Source organism: Streptomyces sp. NPDC058646 (assembly GCF_042716875.1).
Classification (GTDB): domain Bacteria; phylum Actinomycetota; class Actinomycetes; order Streptomycetales; family Streptomycetaceae; genus Streptomyces.
Window position 1 is genome coordinate 46,407 of sequence record NZ_JBHXRK010000024.1, and the last position, 16,193, is coordinate 62,599.

Annotated in this window: 16 protein-coding genes, 2 pseudogenes and 1 CRISPR repeat array; of the genes and pseudogenes, 10 read left to right on the forward strand and 8 right to left on the reverse strand. The window is 69.0% G+C overall.

What is annotated here, in order from left to right; genetic code table 11:
- Window positions 1-681: 681 nt before the first annotated feature.
- The 3 genes and pseudogenes from ACFWUZ_RS26470 to ACFWUZ_RS26480 form a co-directional block, all read right to left on the reverse strand.
- Window positions 682-1,932 (reverse strand): PQQ-binding-like beta-propeller repeat protein, encoded by a 1,251-nt coding sequence (locus ACFWUZ_RS26470; protein WP_384378015.1) that lies wholly within the window; start codon window positions 1,930-1,932, stop codon window positions 682-684.
- Window positions 1,933-2,054: 122 nt separating this feature from the next.
- Window positions 2,055-2,201 (reverse strand): annotated as a pseudogene (locus tag ACFWUZ_RS26475) (glycosyltransferase family 2 protein); the annotation flags it as partial.
- 570 nt (window positions 2,202-2,771) lie between these two features.
- A complete protein-coding gene (locus ACFWUZ_RS26480) occupies window positions 2,772-3,218 on the reverse strand; it encodes a hypothetical protein (RefSeq protein ID WP_384377774.1) in 447 nt (148 codons plus the stop codon).
- Window positions 3,219-3,437: 219 nt separating this feature from the next.
- Between ACFWUZ_RS26480 and ACFWUZ_RS26485 the strand changes: the two genes are divergently transcribed.
- The 4 genes from ACFWUZ_RS26485 to galE (ACFWUZ_RS26500) all read left to right on the forward strand — a co-directional run bounded on the left by ACFWUZ_RS26485 (window position 3,438) and on the right by galE (ACFWUZ_RS26500) (window position 9,243).
- The gene (locus tag ACFWUZ_RS26485) at window positions 3,438-4,511 is read left to right on the forward strand and encodes a hypothetical protein (RefSeq protein WP_384377777.1); all 1,074 of its coding nucleotides are present in this window, start codon (window positions 3,438-3,440) and stop codon (window positions 4,509-4,511) included.
- A gap of 28 nt (window positions 4,512-4,539) precedes the next feature.
- Window positions 4,540-5,679 (forward strand): tyrosine-type recombinase/integrase, encoded by a 1,140-nt coding sequence (locus ACFWUZ_RS26490; protein ID WP_384377780.1) that lies wholly within the window; start codon window positions 4,540-4,542, stop codon window positions 5,677-5,679.
- Between the two features lie 216 nt (window positions 5,680-5,895).
- Window positions 5,896-6,779: direct repeats of the CRISPR family, unit length 29 nt; unit sequence CTGCTCCCCGCGCACGCGGGGATGACCCC.
- Window positions 6,780-7,076: 297 nt separating this feature from the next.
- The gene (galE, locus tag ACFWUZ_RS26495; RefSeq protein ID WP_384377783.1) at window positions 7,077-8,102 is read left to right on the forward strand and encodes a UDP-glucose 4-epimerase GalE; all 1,026 of its coding nucleotides are present in this window, start codon (window positions 7,077-7,079) and stop codon (window positions 8,100-8,102) included.
- A 130-nt stretch (window positions 8,103-8,232) separates the two neighbouring features.
- Entirely contained in the window at window positions 8,233-9,243 is a 1,011-nt protein-coding gene (gene galE, locus ACFWUZ_RS26500; RefSeq protein ID WP_384377786.1) for a UDP-glucose 4-epimerase GalE, read from the forward strand.
- Here galE (ACFWUZ_RS26500) and ACFWUZ_RS26505 read toward each other — a convergent pair.
- From ACFWUZ_RS26505 to ACFWUZ_RS26515, 3 genes are all read right to left on the reverse strand, one after another.
- Window positions 9,232-9,606: a hypothetical protein gene (locus ACFWUZ_RS26505; protein ID WP_384377789.1), complete on the reverse strand. Its 375-nt coding sequence runs from the start codon at window positions 9,604-9,606 to the stop codon at window positions 9,232-9,234. The genes galE (ACFWUZ_RS26500) and ACFWUZ_RS26505 overlap by 12 nt on opposite strands.
- A 129-nt stretch (window positions 9,607-9,735) precedes the next feature.
- A complete protein-coding gene (locus ACFWUZ_RS26510; RefSeq protein ID WP_384377792.1) occupies window positions 9,736-10,323 on the reverse strand; it encodes a restriction endonuclease in 588 nt (195 codons plus the stop codon).
- A 205-nt stretch (window positions 10,324-10,528) separates the two neighbouring features.
- The gene (locus tag ACFWUZ_RS26515; RefSeq protein WP_384377795.1) at window positions 10,529-10,738 is read right to left on the reverse strand and encodes a hypothetical protein; all 210 of its coding nucleotides are present in this window, start codon (window positions 10,736-10,738) and stop codon (window positions 10,529-10,531) included.
- Between the two features lie 261 nt (window positions 10,739-10,999).
- Here ACFWUZ_RS26515 and ACFWUZ_RS26520 point away from each other — a divergent pair, with 261 nt between their 5' ends.
- The 3 genes from ACFWUZ_RS26520 to ACFWUZ_RS26530 all read left to right on the forward strand — a co-directional run bounded on the left by ACFWUZ_RS26520 (window position 11,000) and on the right by ACFWUZ_RS26530 (window position 12,757).
- The gene (locus tag ACFWUZ_RS26520) at window positions 11,000-11,341 is read left to right on the forward strand and encodes a hypothetical protein (RefSeq protein WP_384377798.1); all 342 of its coding nucleotides are present in this window, start codon (window positions 11,000-11,002) and stop codon (window positions 11,339-11,341) included.
- A 528-nt stretch (window positions 11,342-11,869) separates the two neighbouring features.
- On the forward strand, window positions 11,870-12,367 hold the full coding sequence (locus ACFWUZ_RS26525) for a hypothetical protein (RefSeq protein ID WP_384377801.1): 498 nt from the start codon (window positions 11,870-11,872) through the stop codon (window positions 12,365-12,367).
- Window positions 12,368-12,451: 84 nt separating this feature from the next.
- A complete protein-coding gene (locus tag ACFWUZ_RS26530) occupies window positions 12,452-12,757 on the forward strand; it encodes a transposase (protein WP_384377804.1) in 306 nt (101 codons plus the stop codon).
- A 40-nt stretch (window positions 12,758-12,797) separates the two neighbouring features.
- Here ACFWUZ_RS26530 and ACFWUZ_RS26535 read toward each other — a convergent pair whose 3' ends face one another.
- Entirely contained in the window at window positions 12,798-13,346 is a 549-nt protein-coding gene (locus ACFWUZ_RS26535) for a DUF4262 domain-containing protein (RefSeq protein ID WP_384377807.1), read from the reverse strand.
- 175 nt (window positions 13,347-13,521) lie between these two features.
- Between ACFWUZ_RS26535 and ACFWUZ_RS26540 the strand changes: the two genes are divergently transcribed.
- Both ACFWUZ_RS26540 and ACFWUZ_RS26545 read left to right on the forward strand, forming a co-directional pair.
- Window positions 13,522-13,869: an IS3 family transposase gene (locus ACFWUZ_RS26540; protein ID WP_384378018.1), complete on the forward strand. Its 348-nt coding sequence runs from the start codon at window positions 13,522-13,524 to the stop codon at window positions 13,867-13,869.
- Window positions 13,782-14,282 (forward strand): annotated as a pseudogene (locus ACFWUZ_RS26545) (IS3 family transposase); the annotation flags it as partial. The gene ACFWUZ_RS26540 and the pseudogene ACFWUZ_RS26545, both read left to right, overlap by 88 nt.
- A gap of 274 nt (window positions 14,283-14,556) precedes the next feature.
- Here the strand turns inward: ACFWUZ_RS26545 and ACFWUZ_RS26550 are convergent.
- Entirely contained in the window at window positions 14,557-15,438 is an 882-nt protein-coding gene (locus ACFWUZ_RS26550; protein WP_384377810.1) for an NAD(P)-dependent oxidoreductase, read from the reverse strand.
- Between the two features lie 109 nt (window positions 15,439-15,547).
- Here ACFWUZ_RS26550 and ACFWUZ_RS26555 point away from each other — a divergent pair, with 109 nt between their 5' ends.
- Window positions 15,548-16,114, forward strand: coding sequence for a TetR/AcrR family transcriptional regulator (locus ACFWUZ_RS26555; protein WP_384377813.1), 567 nt, complete (start codon window positions 15,548-15,550; stop codon window positions 16,112-16,114).
- Window positions 16,115-16,193 lie beyond the last annotated feature (79 nt).

Genomic DNA, 16,193 nt, shown 5'->3' on the forward strand with positions numbered 1-16,193 from the left:
CATGCGAGCAGAACGCGGCTGCGCCGGAGCGATGGCCGCCACTACTGTCGCGGCCACAGCCGCACCGTGGCGGCCGTGATCTGCCTGATGGTGTCCATGACCAGTCATGTTGGTACCGCACCCAGCGACACAGCCGAACCCCGAACGCCTCTCCGACGAGGAATTAAAGTCCCCCACGTGTGTGCGTGCGGACGGCTTTGGTCTGCGCAAGTCTGTCAGTATTCAGCCGAACGAGGATCGCGGTAACGCCGTGTGTTTTTCGGGGCTGTGGGACATGTCGTGGTCGTGCTGGTCGGGTGGTGGGAGCGCGGCTCTGCCACCGCTGTGCTGGATGCAACGGGATGGTTCTGCCCGGCCGGGTAGCTGCGTACGTCCTCTCGGCTGTCCGAGCGAGCGGGGCTGCTGTCTGCCAGATCACGTTGTCCTATGGCCAGGTCACTCAGGACGACGGCACCCGGCCGGCTGCGGCGGATTGGGCAGCGGAGGACTCAGTAGCCGCCTCCCCCCGAACCCAGGGACGGCTCAGCGTCCCGCAAGCGCTGGTGGAGGCGGACGGAGAACGCGTCCCAAGGTGACGCCTGCTGAACGCGAACGCCCTTTGCCATGCCCTCGTACGGCACCGCGACGAGCACTACTGGCTGTTGTTTCACCGCACCTACCCACACCTGCGGTGCGCTGTGGTTAGCCGACGGCTTGGTAGGCCATCAGGCTGTTGCCCGAGGGGTCGATGGCGATGGCGGTGTAGGCATTGACGAGGTCGGGTGCGGCGCCCGGCTGCGACGGCATGTCCGCGCCCGTACGGGCGTCCAGGGCCACGGTGCCGTTGGCCGTCTTTCCGTAGACCCGGCCGTGCCACACGGCTGTCACCTTGGGGGCGATGCGGTTGGCCGTCTTGTCTGGGAGCTGCCACAGGGTTGCTCCGGTGGTGGCGTCGATGCCCACGACGCTGTCCCCTCCGAAGCAGACCACCGTGCTCGCCTCGTCGTGCTCGCACCGGGACCCGCCCGGAACGTCGTTCTGCTTGACGGCGCCGGTCGCGGGGTCGAGGAACCGCCGGTAGGAGACGCGGTAGTCCGACTTGTTTTGTGCGGCGAGGAAGACGAGATTCGGTCCAGCGGGCTGCATGCCCAGCTGCAGGAGATCTTCTCCGTGCCACCGCTCGGCGCCCGTGGCCAGGTCGTATCCAGCGGCCGCGCTGTAGTCGTCGGTGGGCGCCTTCCGCTTCTCACCCGTCACGATGCCGTCCGTGACAGCGAAGGCCTTGAAGAAGTCCTGGGACCAGAGCACGCGGTGGGCGCTGAGGTCGACGGCGTACGTGGTTGAGCCGGAGTAGAACACCGAGCGCTCGTGGGCAACCGTGACGACGGCAATGTTTCCGTAGGCTCCGACGACCGAGGCCGTCAGACGGCTCGATACGTCCTTCGTCCACTCAGGCACCGCGATCGGCAGCCGCCAGGCGAGCTTGCCGGTGGCCGCGTCCGCCGCAACGAGCTCTGTCGAGGTACGCGCGGCCTGCGTCCCGATGCCTGCCTGCCGCACCAGGAACGGGGCGAGGACGATGCTTCCGGCGACGACAGGTGGCGCCCCGTAGTTGCGGTTGTTCTCCTCGAGCGTGGCGAGTGATTCCCCTTCCGGGGTGATGGTGCCCTTGGCCTCGCCCCGGGTGGTATCGAACGCAATCATCCGGTCGGTGGTAGCGACGTAGGCCATGTCCTGATGGAGAGCCACCGGGACACGTGCGTTGTAGAGCCAGGTGCCGCCCACACTGATCAGGCCGGATGAGGCCTCCCAGGGAAGCAGAACTCCCCCTTTGAACTGCGCGGGCGGGTCATAGGGGACGCGCGCAGGCACAGCCGGAGCACTGGCGGTGTTCGCTGGCGGGACCCCGTCCACGCGGTCGGGCCCCTTCGTGCAACCCACTGCGGCGGCCATCACCAAGACGGTTCCGACGGCCAGAGACCGGTGTAAACGGATCGACTTCAAGCGTCCTCATCCTCTCGGGAAACAAATGATCACCTTAGAGGAGACGCCCTTCTCGGAATCGCCTGGGGGAGCCGCAAGCCGGCCAGGGACCGCGTTCGAGCCATTGCCAGGCCCGCCCAGACCCTGAGGTAGACCGGCACCAGCGGGTCGGCAGGTGGCGGCGGGCCAAGCCAGACCCTATTCCGGGCGGTCATCCGGTAGTAGACCGCGCGCCGGGCGGTCAGGGCCTCTCGCTGGAGGCCGCGCCCCTGGGCCATGCTGGGGGAAGTTGTCGGCTTCACCCGGGACCTGACCCGCCGCTCCAGGCACCGTCGCAGGAGGAGCGACGCCGCGGCCGGGGTCGGGGGTAACCCGCACGCCCACGACGCGCCTCGACGGCTGAATGGGCGGTGAAGGGCCGCCATCCTTCCAGCGCGACCGCGTTCTGCTCGCGGGGCGTACCGCGGGTCACCAGCAGGTGGGGACAGGCCCGCCTCAGCAGGCCCGCACGTACCTGCGGCTCCACATTCGTGGAGTCGACCAGCACCGTGCGGCCCTCGGCCAGATACTCGTCGAGCAGGGGTTCTGTCGGGCCACGGCGGCCGGGGTCACCGACTGGTCGCCCGCGTCGGCCCCGCTGATCTCACGACGCAGCTCGTCCAGACACACCACCGCGTCCACCGGGAAGGCCGCGGGCCAGGGTGGCCTCGCCGACGCGGCGGAGCCGACAGAGACGACCAGCGTGCCGGGCTCCAAATTGCACTCAGCGGCACCGACAACGACCGGAATCCTGCCGGCCCAGCCAGCTTCTACGGGGTTGGGGTCCCGGCTCCTGCTTCGCGCGGAGTCGTGATGGCCTTGTGGAAGGTGCTCACCAGCTCCTGCGGCATCTGATAACCCTTCACCTTGCCGAAGCCGGGGCCTCGTGGTGCCAGGGGCGGTTGCATCCCCTGCGGCCACCACCCCTCGCGGACGCCGCGCTCGAGAGCCCTCTTGAGCGGGCCCGCGTGGCCGCGGAGGCTCTTGCCGTCCAGGTCCTCGCGCAGCTTCTCGTCCGACACGAAGCCGTTGTCTGTGATGGCTGCCTCCCGGAGCAGGCGCTGCGCCCGCTGCGGTACGGCCTGGTAGAAGCGGCCGGCGCGCTCCACCGTCCACTCGGTGTCGAGTTCGACGACACCGGCGTGCTTGGCGAGGAGCGCGAGGAGGTCGGCGCGGAACGCGTCGTTCGGCTCTTCGATGGTGACAGTGATGCGCATGGCTCCAGGCTTCCGTTACAACAGACGTGGACAGAGATCTGACTAACGTGAAGTCACCGTAGCGGAGGGCGCCGCTCCCCTGTCCCCCGCCTCTGGAGGGCTGCCGGTACGAGCCCTCCGGACGGCATCCTCTCCATACAGGAAAATTACGGTTTTCCTGTAACCTCACGGGAGCCCCTTGAGCTGCCGTCAAGCCCTGGATCCATACGGGAGAGTTACGTGGAAACCACCAGTTCGCCCGATCTTGCTTCCGGCAGTGACGGGTCTCGTAGCGAACACGGCCCCCGGCCGGCCCGCCGACGTGGAAACCGCTCCCAGCTCGACTTCCCGCCGGTCCGCAACGGCGTCGACTACCTCGTCAGCGTGATCGAGCACCTGCACGAGGACGCCGGAGGTGGCCCCCGGCAGATCAAGTACGCGGTGCTCCACCTCCAGGCCGCTGCCGAAGTCCTCCTCAAGGCCCGCCTCCGCAGCGAACACTGGAGCCTCGTGTTCAAGGACCCGGGCGAGGCCAGCCTGAAGAGGTACCAGGAGCACGACTTCGAGAGCTGCGGCACCGAAGCCGCTGTGGCCCGGCTGCGGCGCATCGGCAACGTCCCCATCAGCGACAAGGAGGCCAAAGCACTCAAGGACTTGGCCAAGGACCGCAATGCCCTCCAGCACTACGGCCTCACCCACAGTGCCGAAGCGGTCGAGGCCCGCGCCGCCACCGTGCTGGACTTCCTGATGAACTTCGTCGACCAGGAGCTGCTGCCGTCGCTCGGTGCCGATGAGCGCGCAGAGGTCCACCGCGACCTCTCGGAGGTCCGCGAAGCACTGACCACCATCCAGGCCTACGTCACCCGGCGCATGAACCGGCTGCGGGGCAGCGTACTCAAGGACAGGCCACAGGCCGTCCTCACCTGCGAAGACTGCCAGCAGGACGCCCTGCTCCTCGGCCCCGTCGAGGGTGACGACAGCGGCGCGCACGACCCGATCATGGGGCAGTGCCACTTCTGCGGAGGGGTCTGGAGCGCCGCCGATCTGGCCACGATCTTCCAGCCGGAGGCCGGCGTACCCTTCAACGAGTGCCCCCAGTGCCACGCCGAGACTCTGGCGGGCGTCACCTTCGTCGGTGACAGTGAGTACGTGGAGCACTGCTTCGGCTGCAATGCCACCTACAGTCCCCACGACCTGGCCAACTGCGCCGCCTGCGGCTGCTTCTGCCCACATGAGGGTGACGACGACGGCACATCCCAGACGCTGTGCGACTACTGCCGGCAGCAGATCCTCATCGAGGAGGAGATGGCGTGATCAGCTCCGAGCACGGAGGAAGCGACGGATGACGCTCGTCCCGGCTGCGTCTCACACCCCCGCACCCCGGTCAGCGCGTACGTCACTGGCCCGACTCGGCCAGGACCCCCGGGACGCGTGGCCGCCCCATGCCCGGCGGCTGTTCGAGTACCTCGCCGCCATCTACGGTGAGCACGACGTGCTGTGCACCCTGGCTGCGGCCTGGATCGCCCACCACCACCAGCGGTCGCCTGGTACCGCGAAGACCTACGCCCAGAACTTCAAGCTGCTGGAGGCGTACGCCCGTCGGCACGATGTCCACCCCCTGGGCCTGCGGTTCCTCCTTGCCGACGCCTTCGCCGCCAACCTGGAGACCCTGCCCACCCTGATCTGGCGCGACGGCCGACGCGTCCCCGAAGGTCCGCCCCGCAGCGACGCCACCCGCCACAACGTGCTGTCGGCGTGCTCCAGTTTCTACGTCTTCCTCCTCCGGACGAAGCTCCTCCCGAAGGAGCAACTCGACTCCAACCCCTTCGAGGCGGTGCTCTACCCGGCGATCGATCCGCTCTACAGCCGCACCGAGGCGTTCACCAAGGCCGAGTTCGCCGCCCTGCTGCGCACCGCCCGCGACGGGCTCGACCACCGGGGGAACCGCTGGCCGACCGGCCACCGCCTCTACACCGAGCTCCTGATGCTCCACGACTGCTGCCTGCGCATCGACTCGGCACTCGGCGCCCGTATTGAGCGTCTCGGGCAGGACGGCGGCCACCGCGTCCTGGACGTCGAGGTGAAGGGCGGCTACTGGGTACGGAAGGCCGTTCCCCCGCTGCTCTGGGCTGCGATTCAGGAGGAGGTCGGCGACCGTACCGAGGGCTACATCCTGGCGACCCGTACCGGCCGGAAGCTCGACGAGCCGTCCCAGTGGAGGGCGATCAACGCCCTGGCCAAGCGGGCGGGGCTGCCGCAGCGGAAGGTGGGCCCGCACGCGGTCAAGCACACCACCATCACCCATGCCCTCGCCCGGCCGGGCGCCCGGCGCGACAGGATCCAGCACTGGGCCGACCACAAGGACCCCCGGACCACCGACCGGTACAACCGGCGCCGGGGTGCGCTTGACGGCAGTCCCGGGTACGAGGCCAGCGCCGATCTCGCCGAGGAACTCGCCAACTCCGACTGCAGGGGCGAATAGTTGCGCGGGACTGGATGTAGCGCTGAGTCGCGGACCGGCAGGCTGATTGCGGCCCACCGCCTGGCCTCGACTCGTACGCGATCCCGTGAGCGGCTACCCGGGCAATGCCCCTGCGCCCCCCCCAGCAGAGTCCAGAGCTTAATGCCCGATAAGCTCGATTCTCTGCAAGTGCTTCAAAATGAAGCCTGGCCCATCTAAAGTGGCAGGTCACCGAGCCTGCTTCCCGCGCACGCGGGGATGACCCCCTCGACCCGGCCGACACCGAACGGCTGATGGGCTGCTCCCCGCGCACGCGGGGATGACCCCAACAGGTTGTTGCTCTGCTCCATCGTCACGGACTGCTCCCCGCGCACGCGGGGATGACCCCGCCACCTGGGCCGACGTACTTGCCCGGTACGCCTGCTCCCCGCGCACGCGGGGATGACCCCTCGCCATGGTGCTGCTGGGCATCGCCGTATTGCTGCTCCCCGCGCACGCGGGGATGACCCCAGGACAACCATGGCCATGACTGAGAGGACCGCGCTGCTCCCCGCGCACGCGGGGATGACCCCGGCAGCGCCGAGAAGACCGCCGCCGGTCTGGACTGCTCCCCGCGCACGCGGGGATGACCCCTCGTGCCCGACCCCCACGCGGAGGCCGACTTCCTGCTCCTCGCGCACGCGGGGATGACCCCCAATCACCATGGCGAGCTGCTCGACGACGCCCCTGCTCCCCGCGCACGCGGGGATGACCCCGAAACGGGGCCCGCCCCCCTCTCTGAAGGGGACTGCTCCCCGCGCACGCGGGGATGACCCCAGCTTGCGCAGGAACCGCTCGTCGAACGCCGGCTGCTCCCCGCGCACGCGGGGATGACCCCCCGTCCGTCATCCCGTACTACCTCAGCCCGAACTGCTCCCCGCGCACGCGGGGATGACCCCAACCCGCGCTCGGTCGCCGAGGCGATCCAGTGCTGCTCCCCGCGCACGCGGGGATGACCCTCCACGCCCCCCCCACGCGGTCAAGGCCCGCATCTACTCTCCGCCGACGCGGGGATGACCCCGTCATCCAGGGCGGCGCGATGATCATGCTCGGCTGCTCCCCGCGCACGCGGGGATGATCCCGGCAGGTGGGGAATCATCACCCTCGACAGGGACTGCTCCCCGCGCCTGCGGGGACACGGGGTGCGAGAACCCAGTCACTACGCCCGCGACCCGCTACCAGCCGTACGACCCCGACCGCTCCTACGGCGACCTCTACGACCGCCTCGCCGGCCTGTACCGCGTCGCCCGCGGTGGTAGCTGGATGAACTTCCGCTACCAGTGCCGCACCGCCGAACGCCTCGCCGGTGACCCGCTCTACAGCAACTTCCAGACCGGGTTCCGCTGTGCCGGATACCCCTGCGACCAGGAGCGTGCCTGGTGAAGGTCCTGATCACCGGCGGCGCCGGATACATCGGCTCCACCATCGCCTCCGCCTGCCTCGACCACGGCATCACCCCGGTCGTCCTCGACAACCTCGCCACCGGCCGACGCGAGTACCTCACCGGCCGCCACGCCTACCAGGGCGACATCGCCGACGGCGCCCTGATCGACCGGATCTTCGCCGACCAACCGGACCTCCAGGCCGTGGTCCACTATGCCGCCCTCAGCACTGTCCCGCAGTCCCTCGCCGACCCGCTCTCCTACTACCGGGAGAACCTCAGCGCCACCGTCGCCCTCACCGGGCACCTCATCCGCAACCGCTGCCGCCGCATGCTGTTCGCCTCCTCCGTGTCCGTCTACGGAGGTGATGCCACCACCGTCTCCGAAGCCGACCCCCTCGAACCGGCCAGCCCGTACGCGCGGACCAAAGCGGCGGGCGAAGCCTTCCTCCGCGACGCGGCCGCCGCCACCGACCTCGCGGTGATCGCCCTGCGCTACGCCAACCCCATCGGCACCGACCCGGCCCTGCGTACCGGACTCCAGGTCGACAGGCCCACCCACTTGCTGGGCCGGCTGATCTCCGCCGCCGAGGACGGGCAGCCCTTCACCCTCATGGGTACCGTCTGGCCGACCCGCGACGGCTCGGCCCTGCGCGACTTCCTCCACGTCTGGGACCTGGCCCAGGCTCATGTGGCTGCCCTGCACCGCTTCGACACGATCACCGCGAACGCCCCGTTCCAGGCGCTGAACCTCTCCAGCGGCACCGGCACCACCGTCCGTGAACTCGCCCGGGCCTTCCAGGACGTCACCGGCCACACCGTCCAGCTGCGCGAGGCACCGGCACGGCCCGGCGACGTCGCCGGGTTCCGCGTCGACAACGCCCGCGCCACTGCCCTCCTGGGCTGGACCCCGCAGCTGTCCCTCACCGATGGGATCCGCCACGCCATGCAGTGGCGGCCCGTCCGCAACCGGATGCTGGACCAGGCCGTCATGGAATCCGATGCCCCCGCGGCAGCGGTATAAGAAGCCGCAGGTGAGGACGGGCCGGTGTCGAGCCGGGGCGTCCACCAGAGGACCCCACCTCGAACGAACTGATGTACGACAACCCCATCGAACGAATGACGGACAACGAACGACGAATGAGGAAGAACCCTTGAAGGTACTGATCGCGGGCGGAGCCGGCTTCATCGGATCCACCATCGCCTCGGCATGCATCGACAGCAACATCACCCCTGTCATCCTCGACAACCTCGCCACCGGCCGCCGGGAGTTCACCCGAGGCCGCACCTTCTACGAGGGCGACATCTGCGACGGGGACCTCGTCGACCGCATCTTCGCCGAACACCCCGACATCGAGACGGCCATCGACTGCGCCGCCCTGATCGTCGTCCCCGACTCGGTCGCCAACCCCCTCGGCTACTACCGGGAGAACGTCTCCAAGGGCATCCAGTTCCTCGAACACCTCGCCCGCAACAACTGCCGCAACCTCCTCTTCAGCAGCTCAGCCTCCATCTATCAGGCCGACCCCGAAGACTTCTCCGTCGACGAGAACTCCCCCCTCGAAACCCTCAGCCCCTACGCCCGTACCAAGGCACTCTTCGAGACGATCCTGCGCGACGTCGCCGAGGCGGGAACCCTCGACGTCATCTCCCTGCGCTACTTCAACCCCATCGGGGCCGACCCCCAGCTGCGCACCGGACTCCAGATCCGCACGCCCACCCACGCCCTCGGCAAGATGATCGACGTCCACCACGCCGGAGCCGCCTTCCCGCTGACCGGCACCGACTACCCCACCCGGGACGGCTCCGGCATCCGCGACTACGTCCACGTCTGGGACCTCGCCGCCGCCCACATCAGGGCCGTGCAGAACTTCGCCGCCATCACCCACGACGGGCCGTACCGGGTCATCAACCTCGGTACCGGCCGCGGTACCACGGTCCGAGAACTGGTCACCGCCTTCGAGAATGTCACCGGGACTCCGCTCGCCATCACGGAGACGGACCGCCGCCCCGGTGACTCCGCCGGCGCCTACGCACGCGTCGACCTCGCCCAGGAGCTCCTGGGCTGGAAGGCCGAACACTCCCTCGAAGACGGAATCCGCGACTCCCTGCGCTGGTACGCGGAGCGCGACACCGCCCTCGGAGTAAGTGAGCTACCGGGGTAACCCGGCCGATGTGGCCACGGCGGGGGCCGGCGCCGAAGGGTTCGACGTCTGCGGCGCGCCCCCGCCGCCCCCGCCGCCGCCGAGCGCTGCCAGGATCAGGATCAGCAGCATCAGTCCGCCGCCTCCTGCGGCGGCCACGGTCGCCGCGGGAGCCCCGACCCGTCGGCGGTGCGGCCGCACGTAGGTGCCGTCCGCGCGGTAGTGCCCCCGTACCCCCGTGGTCGGCACCACGTCCTGCGGGAGCGGAGGACGGGATGAACCGCGCTGCGGCGGAATCGTGTGAGCAGACTTGGGCCGGCTCCGCCGCGTGTGCGGCCGGACGTAGGTGCCGTCCTTGCGGAAGTGCCCTTTGACATGAGCCATGGGTGGTCCATCCCTTGACGAGTCGGTGCACGACGACGGCCTCTCGGCCGCAACTTCCGACGGTAGGCCCGCCCACTGACAACGCCTGGGCACGCAGGCTGTGCGCGTACACCACCGTGCTCCGTCACCTCAGGACAGGGAGGACGGACGCCGGGGCGGAGGTACCGCACGCAGCACTTCCCACAGCGGGCGGGAACCGGCAGCCCACTCGGCGAGGACTGTGCGGTCCACCAGGTGGAGGTGCTGGGACCTGGCGAACTCCACGGCGTTGCCCGTGATCCGGCCGTTGGTCAGCATGACCAGGACGTCACCGTGGTGGACCTGGCGGCCGGTGCCGTTGAGGACGTGGAGATCGGGGGTGCCCACCGGCTTACCGGACCATCCGGCCTTGCGGTGCTTGCACTGGATCACCCAACGCCGCCCGTAGGGATCGGTCGCCTTCACATCGGCTCCGTTGTCACCCCGGCCGCCGACCTGCTGCGCGTCCGTGCAGCCGTCCCGGTGCATGAGGTCGCGCACCGCGAACTCGAACTGCGTGTGGTGCAGACGATCCAGCTGCTCCACCGCGTAGCGCAGGCCCTGCGCGCGCACCTGTTCCCATCGCGCTGCTTCCCGGCGTCGCCACATCCAGGCCCCGCCCGCGCCGGCCGCCACCAGTACGGTGAGGAGCACGACCCAGGGATGCCCGGCCAGCCACCGCAGTGCGGCAGCCGCCATGCTGAGTGCGACCGTGACCGCGAAAGCGGCGCGGAGCAGCTGCTCCAGGTGCTGGTTCTGCCGCCGCCGGGGGCGCCGGACGGAGCGCCTGACCGGACGCCTGACCGGGCGTCTGACCGGACGAGGACGCCCACTCACCGGCCGCTCCCGGCAACGGAGTCCGCCGTACGCTGCCCGAGGGGTGTGTGAAGGGAGCCGGGCGTCGTCACTGGCCCGCCTGGGAGACGCCGCTGACGAGCTGGCCGAGGAAGTCGGCGATGCCCTGGCCGACATCGGTGGGGGCCAGCATGATGCCCAGGGCCAGGACGATGAGCACGGTCATCTTCTCGTCGAACCGGCTCCGGGACTCGGTACGCCGGCGCAGCCGCAGGACAACGACGATCACCAGCAGTACTGCCACGTTGATGGTCAGCAAACGCCCAGCCTCCCCGCCAGAACCGGGGCAGCGGACGACAGCCCCCGGCCTCCTGTGTAGCGGGAGGCCGGCGGCGGTGTGGCTGGATTGTCAGGGAATGGCGGCAATACGGCGTGCTGGCCGAATCCATGCCTCCACCGGTCGGCCCTCCAGCCGTCGGCCGGGGCCTTGGCGAAGCACCGCGGTGGTTGGGTCAGCGGACCAGGCCGTTTGAGTAGGTGTACCCATGTGCTCGCGCGCACCAGGCAGTGCAATGAGTCCATGAACGCGACTCCTCCCCTCGTACCTCCGGCCGTCCGGCGCCCCGCCCCGCAGTGGTGGCTGGCCCCGGCCCTGTTCACGGTGGCGGCGGTGCTGGGCGGTGTCTGGGGATACCGGTCCTCCCCGATCCTTCACGGCACGCCGTGGCTGGCCCTGCCGTACGCCGTACCCCTGGCCCTCGTGGCAGCCTCCTGGCGGCCGCCCTCCCGGCCGGGCGCCAGGACCCGCGGCATGGTCCTGGGCGGGGCCGGCGCCTTTGCGGCCCTGCTCTACGCACACCTGGCGACCTTCGTGCTGTACACAACTGCCCTCCTGTCGTGGGCCTTCCAGGGCGGTGGCTGAGGCCGACCGGGCCACACTGCCTTCTGCCATCGCCGGATGCCGCCCTACAGGTCAGCGAGCGGCCGCGAGTTCCCCGGTCCTCGCCGCGCCCACACCGTTCGTAGACCAATCGCTCCGGCCGTGGGAGTGGGAAACCCGCATGTCCAGGCATCCCGTCTGTCTAGCGGGCGAGGGGACCGCCCGGCCCGCGCACTGTCAGAGCGAGCACAGTGGCTGGGACCGGAAGGGGCGCGGAGTACTGCCCCGCGGGCCGGGACTTGGCCGCGGGCATCGCGTGGGCGCACCTTCTGTGGCCGCGGTCCAAGACGTTTGGGTCGCTCGGTGTTTTAAGACCCAGATCGAGACGCGGCGCACAGCACGGTCAGGGAGTAGGTCGTGGATCCGCCGTTGATGACGATGATCGGACGGCCTTCCCGAGATGCACCAGAATTGCCGTAGTGGGACTCTGATGATAGTGGGACTACATCGAAATCTCTCGCCAGCGACGGGTGTCCACGTAGTCGGCTCCAAGATCCGCGAGGTTCCAAGATGAAACTTGCATATCTCACGGCGGCTGCGGTTCTGCTGGCCCCTATCGCGTTTGTGGCGCAGCCCGCACAGGCATTTAACACTCACACCGTAATCCTCACAGGGACTCTAGAGGTGTACGATCATGGTGGACTCTTTGGGGGCAGTGCCACCAGCACTGATGCCTTCGACAGACGAGTCACGCTTACGCACAATCGTCCGCGAGCAAGTGTGTTGGTCGTGGAGTGCGCAGGTGGTGAGACCAGGGCCGAGCTGCGTGTCACGCTGATGCTGCTTGGCTCCGAAGTGGTTTCCAGCGGGCCAAGGCTGAGGCTGTACGAAGAGTCGCGCTGCGACAACAACGATCTTGACGATGAGAACTGGCCCGTAGCCAAGAACGTCGCTCTCAATACTTCGCGGGGCTGGCGTCTTTATGTGTCTAATGACGAGTGGGGCTCGTATTATGATTCGGCCGATGCCGCCTTTGCTGTGACCAATTGGCCAGGAGCTGGGCCGTGAGGCCGGTGAGGCCGCACGTTGAGGTGCCGCATATTCATTGCTGACCACGACATCTCCGTAAGGGGGGCCGGTCTGAAGGATGTCTTGGCCCGCTGCACCGAAGTGGACACGGCAGCCGGACATGTCCGCGACTTCGGCGAGATACTCACCGACCGCCTCGGCTCCACACTTCCCGCCTGGATCGACGCGGTCGATGCCAGCCAGTTACCCGGCCTCACCGGCTTCGCACTCCACCTGCTCCGAGATCTCGACGCCGTGACAGCTGGGCTCACCCTGGACTGGAGCTCTGGCAGCATCGAGGGCGCCGTGAACCGCATCAAGAAGATCAAGCGGCAGCTCTACGGTCGGGCCGGATTCGAACTGCTCCGCAAAATGATCTTGCTCCAGTAGCTTCTCGCGCCGGTGTTGTTCCGTCGCTGGCGGCACGGGGTCAGAGTTCGGTCGTCCAAATCCCGACAGGGTGCTCACGCGGTGGCAGCCACAGCTGAGGCTGTGACTCCCGATGCCTCACCTCAGCCTGTTCGTCCCAGTGAAATCGTTCATGCGCGTCGGGCCACGCAACTTGCAGCACAGGGAAAGGAGGCCGCCGGTAGAACCCGATGGCCTGTCCGAAGAAGGTCCGGTACCAGCGCAGATCAACCTGCCTGAGCGCGACTTGGCGACCGTCGACAACGTCAGGATGTCTCTGGCCGTCGGCCAGTACACCGCCCGCGGCGGACTTCTCTCCGAGCCTGTTGAGAATGCGGTGCATGACGTGGATATCGAGTCCGAACATGGCGAGCTCAGGTGCGTTGTGAGCGTGCGCGAGGCCGATCGTGTAGGCGAATCCAGGACCGATGTCGTCCTCGGGAACCATCACGACGTGCCATCCGTGCCGCTGCACGTTCTCGATGATCGTCAGATCCATGCGGTCCGCTTCGGCTCGGTCACCGTAGTCATGGCAGAGGACGCAGCGGCACTGGAACGGATCGGCAGTCATACGCGGAGGCTACGAGGTGAGTGTTTGAGCCGGCCAGCTGGGCTCGTGATCACCCTTTGATCGAACGACACTGTCACCCTCTGCGATCGGTCCCCAAGATCTGTGCCAGAACCTGAAACTCATCGACACGCATCAGGACCGCTTCGGGGCCGAGCCCGTCCTCCGGGAACTGCATATCCCCGCCTCGACCTACTACCGCTGGCGCCGCGGTGATCCCTGCCACCACAAGCTCCGGGACGCCGAGCTCACCGAGCAGATCCGCCGCGTCCATGCCGAATCCGACGGCTCCTACGGATCCCCGCGCGTCCATGCAGTCCTCAAACGCGAGGGCGTCAGCACCGGCCGCAAGCGGGTCGAGCGCCTGATGCGCCAGGCCGGGCTCCAGGGCGTCAGCCCCCGCCGGCCCCCCAGCTTCCCAGCTTCACCCGCCGGGATCCGGCCGCCGAGACCGCTGCGGACCTGGCCGAGCGCGAGTTCACCGCGGATGCCCCGAACCGGCTGTGGGTCGCCGACATCACCCTGATCCCCACCGGTGAAGGGCCGTGGTGGCTCCCTTCCATCGGCGACGCCTTCTCCCGCCGGATCGTGGGCTGGCACACCTCCGAGCGGGCGGACGCCGACCTCGCCCTGACCGCCCTGGAATACGCCCTCCAAGGCCGGCCCGTCGAGCCCGGACAGCTGGTCCACCACAGCGACCACGGCTACCAGTACACCTCGATCAAACTGACAACCCGCCTGCTCAAAGCCGGAATCGAGCCGAGCATGGGCAGCGTCGGCGACTCCTTCGACAACGCTCTCGCGGAGAACTTCTGGAGCGTCATCAAGACGGAGTGCGTACGCCGCACCACCTTCGCCACCCGCACCGACGCCGACCTGGCCCTGTTCGCCCACATCGACGGCTGGTACAACACCCGCCGCATCCAGAAACGTCTCGGCCGGCCCGAGCCCGGCGTCGTGCTGGTTGTCTCGTCTCATGGCTCCGGTGTGCGGCCGGCGAGGAGGCGTCGGCCGGCTCTGGGACTCGGCGTCCCGGACGGTGACGCCACGACCTTGGGAGCCGTCCCGCCACGCGATGCGGACGCTGGGCAAGTCCTCCGTGCCGAGTGCTTGCCCAGCGGAACCCGTGCCCGATCGGCGGGCTCCGGAACACCGCGCCGGCCGGACGAGAAGAGCGGCGTGGAGTCCGGCGCGGTGGGGTGCGGCGGTCCGGTCACGCATCGGGCTTCTTCAGCAGCTCGACCACGGAGGAGAAGCTGTCCGTGGCGTGGCCGGCGTCCATGCCGCGCCGGAAGAGCTCGGCAACGGCGGCCGGGAGGGCGGTGTCGACCCCCGCGTCGGCGTTGGTGTGCAGGACGTGCTCGACGCTGGCCAGGCCCATGGCGAGGCGGTCGACGTCGCCGGTGTGCACGCCGGCGTCGATGCGCTCGGCATAGAAGGCGAAGAAGCCGGGCAGCGAGTTCGCGGTCTCCACGGCGTGCGGCAGGATGTCAGCCGCCTTCAGACCGTTGGCGTCGGCGAGGGCGACGGCCTGCCAGTAGCTCAGCATGGAGGTCCAGAACATGACCATGCCGATCTGGTACATGAGCGCGGCGAGCCCCGCGTCCTCGCCGCGGTAGTCGCTCCGTCCCGTGATGGCCCGGAGGGCGGGCCGGTGCCGGTCGTAGACCTCGCGCGGGCCGCTGTAGAAGGTCGAGGACTCGGGCCGTCCGATCCCGGAGGGCGGCACCGTGACGCCGCCGGTCAGCTGGACGGCGCCCCGCTCTGCCGCCCAGCGGGCCGCGGCCCGGGCCTTCTCGGGCGTGTCCGAGCTCAGGTTGACCAGGACCCGGCCGGCCAGCGCGGCCTCGGCGGGCTCCAGGAGGGCGTATACGGCGTCGTAGTCGGTGAGGCTGAGGACTACCAGTTCGTTGGCGGCGAGGGCCTTCTCCACGGTGGGCGCGAGCATCGCGCCGCGGGCGACCAGGTCGTCGGCGCGGGAAGCGGTGCGGTTCCAGAGGGTGACCTCGTAGCCGCGGTCGAGGAAGGCGCCGGCCATGGCCTGCCCCATGGGGCCGAGGCCGATGACGGTGACGGGCTGAGTGGTGCTGTGCATGGGAGCTCTCCGTTTCCTCACTAAAACGAGCGCTCTATTTAGCGCGTGGTGAGAACGTACTACAGCTCTAGAACGAACGCTCTACCCAATGGGTCGGTACGGTGGCCCCATGCAGACCAGTACACGGGACCGGATCGTCGTCGCCGCCGCGCGCCTCCTCCAGCGGCAGGGCTACGTCGGTACGGGAATCAAGCAGATCGCCCAGGAGGCCCAGGCCACCCTGGGCTCCGTCTACCACTTCTTCCCGGGCGGCAAGGAGACCGTCGCCGTCGCCGCGATCCAGCACGGCGCCGCGGAGTTCGGGGCGCTCCTGCGGGAGTCGCTGGACAGCGAGGACGACGCGGCGGAGGCGGTACTGGCCTGCTCCCGCCGGCTCGCCGACGAGCTGCGCACGTCGGGCTGGACCGACGGCTGCCCGGTCACCGCGGCGGCCCTGGAGACGCTCGGCACCGACTCGGAGATCCAGCGGGCCTGCGCCGCCGCGCTACGCGACTGGGAGGGGCTGGTCCGCGACAAGCTGCTGCGCGGCGGCTTCCCCGCCGAGGACGCCCGCGAGGTGGCGACCACCGTCATCTCCACCCTGGAGGGCGCCGAGGTCACCGCCCAGGTCAACCGCAGTGAGGACCCCCTCCTGACGGCCGGGCGCCAACTCGCCCGCCTGGTGCGCTCGTACTAGGCCGTGTTCGAAAGTGGTGCACGATGGGGTCGACCGTGTGGGACCTCCCGGGAGTCTCAAGGGGCGCGGGGTGAGAGCG

What these genes read in the sequence shown, in the direction of transcription:
- ACFWUZ_RS26470 (WP_384378015.1), bottom strand. Translation starts at nt 1,932, where the DNA reads ATGGCCGCCGCAGTGGGTTGCACGAAGGGGCCCGACCGCGTGGACGGG.
- ACFWUZ_RS26480 (WP_384377774.1), bottom strand. Translation starts at nt 3,218, where the DNA reads ATGCGCATCACTGTCACCATCGAAGAGCCGAACGACGCGTTCCGCGCC.
- ACFWUZ_RS26490 (WP_384377780.1), top strand. Translation starts at nt 4,540, where the DNA reads ATGACGCTCGTCCCGGCTGCGTCTCACACCCCCGCACCCCGGTCAGCG.
- ACFWUZ_RS26505 (WP_384377789.1), bottom strand. Translation starts at nt 9,606, where the DNA reads ATGGCTCATGTCAAAGGGCACTTCCGCAAGGACGGCACCTACGTCCGG.
- ACFWUZ_RS26510 (WP_384377792.1), bottom strand. Translation starts at nt 10,323, where the DNA reads ATGGCGGCTGCCGCACTGCGGTGGCTGGCCGGGCATCCCTGGGTCGTG.
- ACFWUZ_RS26520 (WP_384377798.1), top strand. Translation starts at nt 11,000, where the DNA reads ATGAACGCGACTCCTCCCCTCGTACCTCCGGCCGTCCGGCGCCCCGCC.
- ACFWUZ_RS26525 (WP_384377801.1), top strand. Translation starts at nt 11,870, where the DNA reads ATGAAACTTGCATATCTCACGGCGGCTGCGGTTCTGCTGGCCCCTATC.
- ACFWUZ_RS26535 (WP_384377807.1), bottom strand. Translation starts at nt 13,346, where the DNA reads ATGACTGCCGATCCGTTCCAGTGCCGCTGCGTCCTCTGCCATGACTAC.
- ACFWUZ_RS26550 (WP_384377810.1), bottom strand. Translation starts at nt 15,438, where the DNA reads ATGCACAGCACCACTCAGCCCGTCACCGTCATCGGCCTCGGCCCCATG.
- ACFWUZ_RS26555 (WP_384377813.1), top strand. Translation starts at nt 15,548, where the DNA reads ATGCAGACCAGTACACGGGACCGGATCGTCGTCGCCGCCGCGCGCCTC.